10 protein-coding genes are annotated in these 14,102 nt (G+C 72.0%); 7 read left to right on the forward strand and 3 right to left on the reverse strand.

All coding sequences use genetic code 11. From position 1 onward, the window contains the following. Positions 1 to 16: 16 nt before the first annotated feature. From ACFPIJ_RS37745 to ACFPIJ_RS37765, 5 genes are all read left to right on the forward strand, one after another. Positions 17 to 3,364 (forward strand): cyclic nucleotide-binding protein, encoded by a 3,348-nt coding sequence (locus ACFPIJ_RS37745; protein WP_380122618.1) that lies wholly within the window; start codon positions 17 to 19, stop codon positions 3,362 to 3,364. 12 nt (positions 3,365 to 3,376) lie between these two features. Continuing rightward, the gene (locus ACFPIJ_RS37750) at positions 3,377 to 3,592 is read left to right on the forward strand and encodes a hypothetical protein (protein ID WP_033358663.1); all 216 of its coding nucleotides are present in this window, start codon (positions 3,377 to 3,379) and stop codon (positions 3,590 to 3,592) included. Positions 3,593 to 3,619: 27 nt separating this feature from the next. Continuing rightward, positions 3,620 to 4,882, forward strand: coding sequence for a hypothetical protein (locus tag ACFPIJ_RS37755; protein ID WP_380122620.1), 1,263 nt, complete (start codon positions 3,620 to 3,622; stop codon positions 4,880 to 4,882). A gap of 71 nt (positions 4,883 to 4,953) precedes the next feature. Beyond that, positions 4,954 to 6,198: a CehA/McbA family metallohydrolase gene (locus ACFPIJ_RS37760; protein WP_380122622.1), complete on the forward strand. Its 1,245-nt coding sequence runs from the start codon at positions 4,954 to 4,956 to the stop codon at positions 6,196 to 6,198. Between the two features lie 108 nt (positions 6,199 to 6,306). Next, the gene (locus ACFPIJ_RS37765; protein WP_380122624.1) at positions 6,307 to 6,681 is read left to right on the forward strand and encodes a hypothetical protein; all 375 of its coding nucleotides are present in this window, start codon (positions 6,307 to 6,309) and stop codon (positions 6,679 to 6,681) included. 2 nt (positions 6,682 to 6,683) lie between these two features. Here ACFPIJ_RS37765 and ACFPIJ_RS37770 read toward each other — a convergent pair whose 3' ends face one another. From ACFPIJ_RS37770 to ACFPIJ_RS37780, 3 genes are all read right to left on the reverse strand, one after another. Further along, on the reverse strand, positions 6,684 to 8,798 hold the full coding sequence (locus ACFPIJ_RS37770) for a putative bifunctional diguanylate cyclase/phosphodiesterase (protein WP_380122625.1): 2,115 nt from the start codon (positions 8,796 to 8,798) through the stop codon (positions 6,684 to 6,686). A gap of 14 nt (positions 8,799 to 8,812) precedes the next feature. Next, positions 8,813 to 9,607: an SAM-dependent methyltransferase gene (locus ACFPIJ_RS37775; RefSeq protein WP_380122627.1), complete on the reverse strand. Its 795-nt coding sequence runs from the start codon at positions 9,605 to 9,607 to the stop codon at positions 8,813 to 8,815. 114 nt (positions 9,608 to 9,721) lie between these two features. Continuing rightward, positions 9,722 to 11,569, reverse strand: a complete 1,848-nt coding sequence (locus ACFPIJ_RS37780; RefSeq protein ID WP_380122629.1) for a bifunctional metallophosphatase/5'-nucleotidase — start codon at positions 11,567 to 11,569, stop codon at positions 9,722 to 9,724. Between the two features lie 225 nt (positions 11,570 to 11,794). Here ACFPIJ_RS37780 and ACFPIJ_RS37785 point away from each other — a divergent pair, with 225 nt between their 5' ends. Both ACFPIJ_RS37785 and ACFPIJ_RS37790 read left to right on the forward strand, forming a co-directional pair. After that, positions 11,795 to 12,739, forward strand: coding sequence for a glycoside hydrolase family 16 protein (locus tag ACFPIJ_RS37785; RefSeq protein WP_380122631.1), 945 nt, complete (start codon positions 11,795 to 11,797; stop codon positions 12,737 to 12,739). 73 nt (positions 12,740 to 12,812) lie between these two features. Continuing rightward, positions 12,813 to 13,784, forward strand: coding sequence for an NAD-dependent epimerase/dehydratase family protein (locus ACFPIJ_RS37790; protein WP_380122632.1), 972 nt, complete (start codon positions 12,813 to 12,815; stop codon positions 13,782 to 13,784). The last annotated feature ends 318 nt before the right edge of the window (positions 13,785 to 14,102 follow it).

Consider the following 14,102-nt stretch of genomic DNA (forward strand, 5'->3'; position numbering starts at 1 on the left):
CCTAACAGGAGCGATCGTGGCCGTCATCGAGACGCGCATCAGTGTCTGGGAGGCCCTCGCCGGGCGCGCCCCTGGGGTCCCTATTGCCCCAGCCGACTCAGGTCTGTGGCAGGCCGTCACGGACCGGCTCAACCCTGCTCGTGCCCGTCCGGTCCTCCGCGCGGAGGTCGAGGCGGTCACCCTGACGTCGGCCCGCGGCGTCGACTACGTGATGGTGCGCTCGCCCGACCGCGGCGAGGCCTGCTACCTGCGACTCACGCCCGACGAGTGGAGCCTGGCGCAGCTCATGGACGGCAGCCGCACCGTCGCGCGGCTGGTCGCCGACTTCGCCCGTATCTCCGGGCGGCTCGCGCCCGACCAGGTCACCCGGATCGTCGCCGACCTCGCCGGCAACCGCATGCTCGACGAGCTGCCCGTCGACGCGTTCCACCGGCTGCAACGGGTGCACCGGCGGCCGTGGCCGATCCGGCTCGGCAAGGCGCTCCTCGCGACCGCACAGGGCCGCCGGGTCGTCATCGCCCGCGTCGACCCGGTCGTCACGTTCCTGTACAAGGCCGGCGGCCGGCTGTTCTTCACCCGGATCGTCGCCGTGCTCGCGGGTCTGGTCGCCCTCGCCGGGCTCGGCGTGTTCGTCTTCAACTGGTTCCGGGCCGACCAGTCGGTGTTCCTGACCCAGGACTCGTACTTCACCGGTGCCCTGGTGCTGCTCGGCCTCAACGTGGTCGCGCTGGCCTGCCATGAGCTCGGCCACGCGCTGGGGGCCAAACACGCCGGCCGCAAGGTTCCGGTCGCCGGTTTCCTGGTGTACTTCGGGATCCCGTCGGTGTTCGTCGACACCACCGACGTGTGGATGGCCGGCCGGCGGGCCCGGATCGTGACCACCGTCGCCGGACCGGCCACCGGCCTGGTCCTCGCCGGCGCCTGCCAGCTGGTCGGGCTGTTCTACCCCGAGCTGCAGCCGTGGACGTTCAAGCTCGCCTTCGCGTGGTACCTCAACGCGCTGTTCAACCTGAACCCGTTCATGGCCCTCGACGGCTACTACCTGCTCATGGACTGGCTCGAGGTGCCCAACCTGCGGGCCCGCGGCCTGGCCTGGGTCCTCGCCCGCCTGCGCCGGCGCCCGCCCCGCTTCGGCGAACTCGACCGGGAGGGCCGCCTCGTCGCCCTCTACGGCATGCTCGCCGTCGTCTGGCTCGCGATCGCCGTGAACCTGATCTACCGGATCTACACCGACCGGGTGGCGGGCGTCGTCACCGGCCTGTGGAACGCCGGCTGGCTGGCGCGGGCGCTGCTCGCCGTCATCGTCGCCGGGCTGCTCGCCCCGCTGGTGTACCTGCTGTTCTCCTGGCTGCGCCGGCGCGGCCGGCGGGTCCGGGACCGCCTCGGGGAGCGCAAGCTGTCCCGGGACGAGCCGCGCCGGCTCGCCGCCCTGCGCGGCTCGGGCCTCGCCGACCTGCCACCGGCCGCGCTGGCCAAGCTGGCCGAGCAGGCCCGGTGGGTGCACCCCCGCACGGGTGAGCAGCTGGTCTTCGCCGGTGCCGCGCAGCAGTCGGTGTACGTCGTCGTCGACGGCGCTCTGGAAGCCCGCCGTCCCGGCGACCCGACCGGCACCGTGCGGGAACGCGTCGGCAAGGGCGGCGTCGTCGGCCTCGCCAACGCGCTCACCGGCGCGCCGGCCGCGCTCGGCTGGCTGACCGCCGGCACGACCCTCCTGGCCATCCCGCCGTCGACGGTCGCCGCCGCCGTCGGCCCGCTGTCCGGCCCGCCGCCGGTGGAGTGGGCCGAGCTCGAGGCGCTGCTGGCGGAGGCGCCGGCGCTGTCCAGCCTCGGCCCGGAGGACCGCCTCGGGCTCATGACCCGCGCCCAGCCCGCGCAGCTGATGCCGGGGCAGCCGGTGCACCTGAGCAGCGGCGCCGACGCGATCGTGGTCGCCTCCGGTTCGCTGCTGCTGCCCGAGGGTGTCCAGCTCGGCCGCGGCGCGATGATCGGACCGTACGGCGACAGCCCGCCCGGCCAGGTCGCCACCGCCCGTTCCGCGGCCCGGGTCTGGGTGCTGCCCGCCGTCGCCGGGCTGCCGCTGCTCATCGGTGGTCCCGCGGTGAGCGGCCCGGTCGCCGGGGGTCGCGCGCCGTCCTCGGGGGCCCACCCGCCGGCGGCGTACCCGCCCCTCGCGGCGCCGCCCGGCGTCTACGACAAGACCGACGAGTCCATCGACAAACGCTTCGAACGCAAACTGTGGTGGCTGCTGGTGCTGCTGCTGCTGTTCGCGCTCCTCCTGACCGGCAGCAACCTCTTCTCCGCGCCCGTGTGGGCGGAGATGCCGACCGACCGGGCCCTCATCACCGTCACCCGCGGCCAGGCCACGGTCCGGATCAACGGCGAGGACCGCACGCTGCGCCGGGACGGCAAGATGTACGTCGAGCAGGGCGACACCGTCACCGTCGCGGACCGCTCGACGGCCACGATGACCTTCCGCGGCGGCAGCGTCACGGTCCTGTGCGCGGGCTCCCGCCTCGACGTCGGCGAGCTGGTCAGCTCGGTCGACCGCCGCCCGATCCAGCCCACCGGCGCCTTCACCCTGCGCTCCGGCCGGACCCTGGTCGACACGACGAGCACGACGACGGCGTTCGATCCGTTGAAGCTCACCGTGACCGGCGTCGGCGACACCGTCGGCAACGACGGGCGGGCCAGGTTCGCCCTGGCCGCGGGCAACGGGTCGCCGGAGGTCGCCTCCGGCGTGGTCACCCAGGGCGGCTCGGCCGTCTCGGTGGACCCGTCGGCGGACCTGACCTGCGGCGACGGGGTCGCGCTGCCGAAGCCCGGCGGGACGCCGACCGTGCAGCCGTCACCGTCGGACACGCCGTCGGAGTCGCCGTCCGCGTCGCCGTCGGTCTCGGACAGCGCCTCGCCGTCCGCGTCCGCCACGCCGGGCACCACCCCGACGAAGACGAAGACCCCTGGTCCGACCCGGACGACCGCCGGCCCTCCGCCACCGACCACCACCACAGCGCCGCCGCCGCGGGACACCACCAAGCCGACGGTCCGGCTGACCTTCTCGACCCAGCAGAACTACATCTATCCGCCCGGATGCAAGTACGGCGGCCCGAGCACGGTGCCGCTGACGGTGTACGCGGTCGACTCCGTCGACCCCACCTCGACGCTGAAGGTCTCGATCAGCGCCAGGGTGGGCAGCGGTTCGGCCAAGTACAACGGCGACGGCAAGACGTTCTCCGCCAGTTACGGTGGGGTGAACCTCCGGGCCGACACGACCATCGTCGTCACCGCGACAGCGACGGACCCCGCCGGCAACGTCGGCTCCGCAACGATCTCGGTCATCTACTACTCGCAATGCATCGTCGGTTAAGGGAGCTCGAACGTGCTTTGTTGGTTCTGCGCCAAGGCGGCGCGGGGGTCGTGCCGGTTCTGCGCGCGTGGGTTGTGTGAGGACCACGCGAAGTTCGGCCCGTACCTGCTGGAGGTGCACCGTTCGCAGAGCCGCGGCCGGGCCGAGGGCCTGGTCGTGGAGGACGCCGTGCAGTGCGGCACCTGCCGTCCGCGTCCACAGCCCGTGCCGATGCCCGAGCTCGACTGACCGACGCCAACCTGGGGGACTGTTCCGATGAGCGACTTCGACGACGTACTGGAGCGACTGCTGACCGACCCCGGCTTCCAGGCCCGCCTGGCCGCCGACCCGGCGGGTGCGCTCGCCGGGTACCGGCTGTCCGCCGATGAACTGGAGCTGCTCCAGGCGCAGGTCGGCGGAGGGGACGCCGGGCAGTCCCGGGTCGAGCAGCGCACGAGCAAGGCCAGCATGTTCGGCCTGTTGTCCTCGATCGGCTCGGGCCTCGGCGACGTCGTCCACGGCCACGGCCAGGGCCTGGGCGACACCGCCGGGCACGGTTCCGGTCCGGGGCAGAGCGCGGCCCGGGGGCTGGGTGCGCTGGAGCAGTCCGGCGGGCGGCACGCCGCCGTCGAACCGGACTCCCACCAGGGTGGCCTCGCCGGGCACCTCCACGACGCCGTCGGGCACGGCGCACACGCCTCCGCCGGCGGGGTCGAGGCGCACGCCGGATCCGGCGGAGCGTATGCGTCCGCAGGGGCCGCGGACGCCCAGAGCGGCAGCGCGGGGCTCGATGAGGCGCCGGCCGCCGGGTCGGGCAGCGCCGGTCTGGCCGAGGCGCCGGACGGCGGGCCGCGTGTCTACGCGTCCGCGGGGCACGGCGGCGGCGAGGGCAGCGCGGGCCTCGCCGAGGCACCCGACCCGCAGGCGTCCGGCGGCGCCGGACTCGCCGAGGCCGACCCCTACGCCGCGCAGGCGCACGGCGGCACGAGCCACGTCACGGAGGTCCACTCCAGCAGCCAGGGCACCGTGTACCGCTCCAGCACCGCCGGCGACGGCTCGGCCGGCTTCGGACCGGCCGGTGGCGCGGCCGGGCTCGGGGCGGCCGACGGCGGGGCCGGCAGTGGCCGGCACGGCATCGGCGGCGCCCTGGACGGGCTCGAGGCCGCCCGCGGGGGCTCCCCGGTCGCGCCGCCGCCCGGCGCCGAGGGCGGCCGCGGCCTCACCGGTGGCCTGGCCGGCGCGCTGCAGCACGGCGCCGGCGGCGGTGTCGGGCAGGCGCCCACCGACGGCTACCACACCAGGGTCGACTGGGACGGCGACGGGAAGTGGGACCAGCACACCTACGTGAACCGGGCCGACGGCGGCGTCGACATCGTGGTGGACGCCGACGGTGACGGCCGGGCCGACTTCGTCGGGCACGACACGGACCGTGACGGCCTCATCAACTCCTCCGAGCTCGACACCAACGACGACGGCGTGATGGACCAGCGGTACGAGGACCTCAACGGCGACGGCTGGCTGGACCGCCGCACCCGCTGACCGGTCGGAGTTCGTCTGCCGGACATCACCATGTATCGACGTGTTGCGATGGGTGGCGTGTGCTGTGGGGCATGACCGAAGACCACAGCCACCCCCACGGGTTCGACCGCCGGGGCCTGCTCGCCGCGGGCGCCGGCGGTCTGCTGCTGCTCGCCGCGCCCGGCACCGCGCACGCCGGTGAGGGCCGGACCACCCGCGCGGAGACCGGCACCGCCGCCACGGTCGGCGCCGGCCCCGCCGCGCTGACGGGCGCCGCCCGCGCGTCGGCGATCACCGCCGGCACCGCGCTGGTCCACGCCGACCTGCACAACCACACCGTCATGTCCGACGGCGACGGCGACCCCAACCTGGCCTTCGCCTCGATGCGCTCGGCCGGGCTGGACGTCGCGGCGCTCACCGACCACACCACCCTGTTCGGCATCAGCGGCCTGTCGAAGTCGGAGTGGGACCGCACCGGCGCCCTCGCCAACGCGGCCGACGACCCCGGCAACTACACCGCGATCCGCGGCTTCGAGTGGTCGCACCCGCTGCTCGGCCACGTCAACGTCTGGTTCACCAACGGCTTCACCGATCTCGGCGGCTCCAGCAACATGGGCGGCCTGTACAACTGGATCGCCGGCAACGGCGGGGTGGCCAGCTTCAACCATCCGGGCCGCGAGATCGCCCGCTTCGGCAACTTCTCCTACTCCGCCGCCGCCCAGGACGCGATGGTCAGCCTGGAGATGTTCAACCGCGGCGACGACTACCTCTTCGACGGCTGGTCGGAGGGGCGCACCTCCGCGTTCAACGCGTGCCTCAACGCCGGCTGGCGGACCGGCATCAGCGGTGTGTCCGACGAGCACGGCACCGACTGGGGCTTCCCCGAGGGCAAGGGCCGCACCGGGCTGTGGGTGACGCAGAACACCCGCGCCGGTGTCCTGGAAGCGATGCGGTCCCGGCGGTTCTTCGCCACCCGGGTCTCCGGCCTGCGCGTCGACGCCACCGCCAACGACGTGCGGATGGGCGGCGTGCTGCCCCTCGCCAGGGGCGACGTGCGCTTCGCCCTGGACCTCGACCGCGGGCCGGACTGGGACGGAAAGCCGATCCGCGTGCAGGTGCTGCGCCCCGGGGTGGCCGCGCCCACGGTGGCCGACGTCATCGACACGGTCGCCAACCAGGTCGTGCGCTTCACGGTGCCGCTGGACGTCGCCGCCGGCAACTGGGTGGTGCTGCGTATCTCCGATCCCACCCAGCCCAACCCGAGCCCCGGCCCCAACGGTCACCCCTGCAACGACTTCGGCCTCGCCTACTCCAGCCCCTGGTGGCTGCAGCCCTGAAAAGGGCTTGCCATGGCATCCGAAACCGCTCGTGGCACGTTTCGGGGATCAGCCGAACGGGGGATCGGCCTACCGTTGCCCAGGTAACCAACCAACCGGGAGCGGGCCATGAGCGACTTTGACATCGACTGGGAGATGGAGGACGGCCTCCACGTCGACCATGACGGTGGCGCTGACCTGCTCTCCTCCGACCAGCAGTTCGCCGAGCACCACGACGCGTTCGACGCCGGCGGCCAGGAGGGCGAGCACGCCACCCTGGACGGCGACGTTCTGGGCGACTATCACGACGAGCAGCCGAGCTTCGGCGACGTGAGCGACGAGTCGCAGTACGTCGACGAGACCGACCTACCGGAGTTCCAGTTCGATCCGGGCTTCACCGACGGGTCCTACGACCTGATCGGCGCCGACTCGCACGAGGCGGACCTCTGGTCGCAGCTGATGGTCGACATGAACGAGGACGTCAACCCGTACGCGGCGAACTAGAGCTAGAGCTTGATCGCTGACGCGGGGCCGGAGCTCGCGTAGTACCAACCCTGCGCCGTGTCACAACCGAGGGCCAGCAGCCGGTCGGCCTGTTCGGCCGTCTCGACGCCCTCGGCTGTGACGCTCAGGTTCAGCGCGTGCGCGAGCCCGATCACCGCGGCGATGATCTTCTGGTCGACCGGGTCGGCGCCCTCCGGCGGCCGCAGCCCGGCGACGAACGAACCGGCCAGTTTCAGGCTGTGCACGGGCAGGTGCCGCAGGTAGGCGAAGTTGCTGTAGCCGGTGCCGAAGTCGTCGATCGCGATCCGCGGCCCGAGCGCGGCCAGGGCGTTGAGCGCCTCCGTCGGCTCGCCGCCGCTGCCCATGACGGCGCTCTCGGTCAGCTCCAGCTGCAGCCGGTCCGGGGCCAGCCCGGTCTGCTCCAGGATCGCCTTCACGTCCCGCACGATGGTGCGGTCGCGCATCTGGCGGACCGCCAGGTTGACGCTCATCAGCGGTGCCTTCGCGCCGTGCTCCCGGTGCCACAGGGCGGCCTGCTTGCACGCCTCGTGCAGCACCCACCGGCCGAGCGGCACGATCAGGCCGGTCTCCTCGGCCATGCCGATGAACGCGTCCGGGCCGAGCACCCCGAAGCGCGGATGGCGCCACCTGACCAGGGCCTCGACGCCGATGGTGACCGCGTCGCCGAGGCGGACCAGCGGCTGGTACTCCACGAAGAACTCGCGCCGTTCGAGCGCGGCCGGCATGCTGGCCGACAGCTCGTAGCGGGTCACCTCGCGGGCGTGCCGCTCGGCGTCGAAGAGCGCGAGCCGGTTGCGCCCGTCGGCCTTCGCCCAGTAGAGGGTCGTGTCGGCGGCCTTCATCAGCTCACCGGTGCTCGTGCCGCGCAGCGGCTGCTCGACCACGCCGATGCTGGCCGAGATGCTGATCTCGTGCCCGCCGACGTGGACCGGCGCCCGGACGGTGTCCAGGGCCCGCTCGGCGACCGCGACCACGTCGTCGGTGCCGTCGGAGCGCTCGATGAGCACCACGAACTCGTCGCCGCCCATCCGGGCGACCAGCTGGCCGTCGCCGGAGATGGAGCGGGCGAGCCGCCGGGCGACGGTCTGCAGCAGCTGGTCGCCGACGTCGTGGCCGAGGGTGTCGTTGATGACCTTGAACCCGTCGACGTCGAGGTAGCAGACCCCGACACGGGAGTCGGCCTCCTCCTCCGCGCCGGCGAGCAGCTCCGCGAGGCGGTCGAAGAACATCGTCCGGTTGGGCAGCTGGGTCAGCGGGTCGTGCAGGGCCTGGTGGCGCAGGCGCAGCTGGAGCAGGTACCGCTCGGTGATGTCCTCGAACATCGCGACCAGCCACTTCGGCTCGCCGTCCTCGTCGCGGATGATCGAGGCGACGAGGTCGGTCCAGACCTGGTGGCCGTCCCTGTGCAGGTACGGCTTCTCGATGCGGAACTGGTCCCGCCCGCCGGCGAGCAGCTCCTCGAACATGCCGGCGGCGACCGGCGGGTCCTGCGGGTGCACGAAGTCCTCGAACGTCATCAGCCGCAGCTCGTCGGAGCTGTAGCCGAGCATGTCGCACAGCGCCTGGTTGACCTCGATGACCTGGCCGTCGACGGTGCTGACGCTCATCCCGATGGCGGCCCCGGCGAAGATCGCCCGGAACCGCGCCTCGCTGACGCGGCGGCTCTCCTCGGCGCGGGCCCGCGCCCACAGCGCCGCGGTGCGGATCTCCTCCTGCTCGTCGAGGACCCGGTCGCGCAGCGCCTGGGCGTAGCCGGCGGCGAGCGCGCCCTGGATCTCCGCGACCCGGCGGGTCGGTGCCTTCGCGAACTGCTCGGCGAGCACGGCGACGGTCCGCTCGAGCGTGGTCGGCTCGGTGAAGTGCGTGGCGACGAGCGTGGAGCCGACCTCGCGCACGTCGTCGGGGTCGAACGTCTCGGCGGTCAGCGCGTGGATCAGCCGCGACGACAGGGCGGTCAGGAAGTCCTGCACCTCGAGCCCGTTCATCGACACGTAGCTGGTGCCGGCGATGGCCAGCGACCAGCTGCGGGCCAGCCGCTCGGCGGCTCGGTCACGCGGGCGGTCCCATGACGTCTGCGTGGGGCTGAGGGCGGTCATGATCCGTGGGTGCACTAGTCCTTGCGGGCGACGGCGGCGCAGCCGATCGCGTCGCCGTCGGGTGCGGTCTCGGCGCCGGGGTCCGGGCGCCAGTCGTAGGTCGCGACGACCCCCGGCTCCAGGATCGTCAGGTCGCCCAGCAGCTTCGCGACCTCCTGGCTGCTGCGCAGGATCAGCGGCGTGGGGGACTTGCGATACATCTCCTTGGCCGCTTCCTCTGCGGGGGTGAGCGGCCGGTCGAGACCGGCGTGGGACAGCACGATGTGGCTGCCGGGCACGCCGGCGGCCGCGTAGCCGGCGACGATGTCGGCCGGGCGCTCCTCGTCGGGGACGAAGTGCAGCACCGCGGCGAGGAGGAACGCGATCGGCTGGGTGAAGTCGAGCAGGCCCTGCACCTGCGGCGCGGCGAGCACGTCGGCCGGGGCCCGCAGGTCGGCGGCGACCACGGCGGTGCCCGGCACGTCGGCGAGGATCGCGCGGCTGTGCGCCACCGCCACCGGGTCGTGGTCGACGTAGACGACCTTGCCGCCGGGCACGAGCTCGTGCACGTTGCCCACCGTCGGGATGCCGGAGCCGAGGTCGATGAACTGCTGGATGCCCAGTCCGGCCAGCATGGTGACGGCGCGGCGCAGGAACGCCCGGTTGCTGCGGGTCAGCGGCGCGACGGCGGGCATGACCTTGAGGATCTGCTCGGCGAACGCCCGGTCGGCGGCGAAATTGTGTGACCCGCCGAGGTAGTAGTCATAGACGCGGGCCACGCTCGGTTGGTCGAGGTCCACATCCGCGGGTGCCCAGCTCGGTCGCTCCACCGATCAACACCTTTCGACCTCGGTCCATCAGTTCACAGGCGCCTGCGAGCATACGTGTGGGCGGGCACGAGCAAAACCCGCCGCCCGCCCACACGGTCCGTTCATGGGCAGTGATCAGGCAATCTTGGTGATGCGGTTACCCGGACCCGGAGCGACCGGACCGGGCGTCAGATACGCGGTGAGGGCATCGACGTCGAAGCCCGGCGCGTAGACCCGGCCGGTGCCGAGCGACAGGTTGGTGAACCCGTCGCCGCCGTTGGCCAGGAAGTCGTTCGTGGTGACCAGGTAGGTCCCCGCCGGGTCGATCGGCGTGCCGTTGACCGCGATGTTGCTGACCTTCGAGCCGGCCGCGGCCGACGCGCTGTAGGTGTAGGTCAGGCTCGCCGACGGCTGCAGGATCCGCTGGACGGTCTGCCCGCCGAAGCCGACGAACTGCTGCTCCAGCACGTCCTTGATCTGCGCGCCGGTGAACGACTGCGTGACGACCAGGTTGTTGAACGGCTGGACCGTGAAGGCCTCGCCGTAGGTGACCTGGCCGGGCGCCTCGCCGCCGGGGGAGTTGGCGTAGATCAGTGACTGGCGGATGCCGCCCGGGTTCATGAGCGCGATCTGCGCGCCCGCCGAGGCCGTGTACTTGAGCTGGGCGTCGGCGATCACGTCACCGAGCGTCGACTCGCCGTTGGCCAGCGCGATGTTGGTGATGTCACCGCTGATGCTGCCGACGATCTTGTTGGCCAGCGGCGCCACCGCGACACGGTACTTGTCGGCGATGACCTTGATCTTCGGGTCGGCGAGCGCGGGGTTGCGGACGAAGTTGCCCGCCGCGTCCTTCTGCCACGTGCCGTCGGCGAGCTTGACGCCGTTCTCGACGATGACGTTGGTCGCGGACGCGTCGACGAACTTGCGGGTCTTCTTGTCCAGCGACACGCGGATGTCGGTGACCAGGGTGCCGGCGGTGCCGGCGCTCGTCACCAGCGAGTTGGCGCCGGAGGAGTTCGGCAGCTCGCAGGTGTAGAAGCGGTGCGTGTGACCGGACACGACGACGCCGTAGGCCGGGTTGAGGCCCTTGACGATGTCGGTGATCGGGCCGGCGAAGTTGGCGCAGCCGGACGGGTCCAGCGGCGCGGGCGGGCTGCTCTGCAGGCCACCCTCGTGGATCAGCAGCACCATCGACTTGATGCCGAGCCAGCCCAGGACGGTCGCGTACTGGTTGGCGGTCTGCACCTCGTCCCGGAAGTCGACGTTCTTGATGCCGGCCGGGTTGACGATGCTCGGCGTGCCCTCGAGGGTCATGCCGACGTACGCCACCGGGACGCCGTCGTAGAACTTGATCGTGAAGGGCAGCAGGATCGGCAGTTTGTTGGACTTGTTGGTGACGTTGGCCGCGAGGTAGGGGAACTTCGCGCCGGCGAAGCCGTCGCCGTCCTGGCAACCGTCGACGGGGTGGCAACCGCCGAACTGGATGCGCTTGAGCTCGTCGACACCCTCGTCGAACTCGTGGTTGCCGACGGACGAGATGTCGACGCCCATCGCGTTGAGGACCTCGATCGCCGGCTCGTCGTGGAACGCGGCGCTGACCAGCGGGGTGGCCCCGATGCTGTCGCCGGCCACGACCGTGTCGCTGTTGCGGACGCCGTCGGCCTTCGCCGCGTCGCGCAGCTTGGTCAGCCAGGTGCTGAGGTATTCGGCGCCGCCTGCCGGGGTGCCGTTGATGAGGCCGCCGCTGCCGAGCGGCGCGTCGATGTTGCCGTGGAAGTCGTTGAACCCGAGCAGCTGAGCGGAGGTCGTCGGCCCGGTCTTCTGGGCGAACGACACGTTGGCCGGCGTGAGCGGAGTCCAGCGGTCGGTCTGTTCCGGCGCGCCGGACTTGGCTAAGGGCAGGAGGGCGACAACCGCGACGGCGAGCGTCGGCACCGCGAGGTGCTGAGCGATCCGCCACGCGCGGGCGCGGGGCTGGGCCATGATCTCTCCTTCGGAAGACATGCGTCGTTGGCCATCCTTCCGTAGCCGTCGATCCCGCACGAGCACCTGCCGGAGACGGATGGATTGCATGCGGGTGAATGCGAGGGTCCAGATCCGATCGGTCCGCTCCGATCGGGCCGCCGAGTACGCACGATCGTCGACGCTCCGCGATGCTGTGCGGACGCAAGGTATCCGGTAGGTTTTGCGGGAGAGGGGGCTGACACCATGTTGAGGCGGGCCGCGACCATGTTGGTCGCCGTCGCGTCCGCGATGTGGGTGGCCCCCGCGCCGGTCCTCGCCGTGGAGCCGAGCGACTGGCAGCCGGTCTTCTCCGAGTCCTTCGACGACTCCGGTGCGCTGCCCCCGGGCTGCGCCGCCTACGACGGCGTCTCGGACGGCACGTCCGACGGGGTCTCCGAGGGGGCCACCGGCGGCGCCTCGGCGAGCTACTTCCGGCCCGAGGCGGTCACCGTCTCCGGCGGGAAGCTGCACCTCGCCCTGCACCGGCGGGCCTACGGCGGCAAGGCGTTCGTGACCGGCGAGCTGCGCTGCCTCGGCGCGGCCCAGCAGTTCGGGCGATACGAGTTCCTGGCCAGAGTGCCGCTGGGCGCGGGGATCTCGTCGATCGCCATGCTGCGCCCAGTCGACCAGCAGGTCGCCCAGCACACGTCGCAGCTGGAGATCACCGCCCGGCCTGGCGAGGAGAAGGCCCTGGTGCGCAACGGTTTCGGCGCCGGCACCTCCGTGCGGACGCTGCCCGGCCCGTTCAGCGACTGGCACTCCTACGCGATCGAGTGGTCACCGGCGGGCTTCAAGGTGTCCGTCGACGGCAAGGAGCGCGTCGCCGACCCGGCCGTCTCCACGGCGCAGCGCTGGTTCGGCTTCGCGGTGACCACCAGCGGATCCGCCACCCCCGGCACGTCGACGGCGTTGCCCGTGGAGTTCCAGATCGATTTCCTGCGCGTCTATGCGCTCGCGCCCGGGTCGTCGCTGCCGGCGGTCGCCGCGCCACCGTCCACTGTGCCCAATGCGGTGCCGGGCACGCCGCAGGGGCACCGGTGGTCGCTGTGGCTGGCGGTGGTGGCGACGGTGATGGCCGCGGTCGCCCTGTTCGTCCTGGTCGTGCACAAGACCCGCCCGCACCGCCCCCCACCGTCCCATCGGGCGTAGATTCCGCTCCCCGCGTAGTCGCTCACAGCGAACAGGGCTGTGCCGAGCGGCACGGACGGCAAAGGATCGCCGGATGAGAATCCTTGTACTCGGTGGCACCGTGTTCTTCGGCCGGGCGGTTGCCCGGCAGGCCCTCGCCGCCGGCCACGACGTCACCTGCGCGGCCCGCGGCACGTCCGGCGACCCGGTCGACGGCGCCCGGTTCGTGACCGTCGACCGGTCCGACCCCGACGGGCTGCGCGCCGTCGAGGGCACCTTCGACGCGGTCGTCGACGTCGCCCGCAAGCCCAGCCACGTCCGGCACGCCGTCGCGGGGCTCGCCGGCCGGGTGGGGCATTACACCTTCGTCTCCAGCTGCTCCGTCTACGCCGACACCGCGACCCCGGACCAGACCGTGGCGACGGCGCCGTTGCTCCCGGCCGCCGACCCGGACTTCGACGACCCGGCCGCCAGTGCCGAGGCGTATGGCCGCTGCAAGGTCACCTGTGAGGAGCTCGTCCGGGACGGCTTCGCCGATGTCTTCGTCAACCGGGCCGGACTGATCGTCGGGCCGGAGGACCCCACCGGCAGGTTCGACTACTGGGTGGCCCGGCACGCCCGCGGCGGCGAGATCCTGACCCCGGGTGACCCGGACGACCGGGTCCAGTTCGTGGATGTCCGTGACCTGGCCGACTGGACGGTGCGGGCCGCGGAGGAGGGCCTGACGGGGACGTTCGACGGTATAGGTGCGCCGATGACCCGCCGGGACTTCCATGCCGGCTTCGGCGGCGACGGCACGCTCACCTGGGTGTCACAGGACTTCCTGGTCGCGCAGGGCGTCGAGCCCTGGTTCGGTCCGCGGTCGCTGCCCCTGTGGCTACTGCTGCCCGAATTTGCCGGGTTTCTCACCCATGACACCACCCCGGCCCTTGCCGCCGGGCTTCGTCCCCGCGCGCTTGCCGAAACCGCGGCGGACACACTCGCCGCATTCGGTGATGTACGCCACAGCACAGGTCTCACGGAAGAGGAAGAAGTCGCGCTGTTGCGGGAATGGCACGCTCGGTAGGCGGGAGTGTGACGAGCCCGTCAGCATTTCGACAGACGGCAGCACGCGTCGATTCCTGCGGATACCTGCGCATTTGCCTGTCATGCGGGCGACTGTTGCCGATGAACTGCGGTGACCCCGGTCCCAGTCGGTGCCGTTCCCAGGGAACTCACAGCGAGTTTAGGCGTCTGACGGGCAGGAATACCACGTATCACTTGTTGGAACCGAAGCGAACCGGAGAAGCTCCCGAGTCGTCTAGGTAAGTGGTGCAACTCTCACGGGTCGTCACCGAATCGCCCGCGAGGGTGGAATTCGGCAGGCCACGTGACCGTTGTGTAG

Origin of the sequence: Dactylosporangium cerinum, assembly GCF_042653625.1 — a bacterium.
Lineage (GTDB): Bacteria > Actinomycetota > Actinomycetes > Mycobacteriales > Micromonosporaceae > Dactylosporangium > Dactylosporangium cerinum.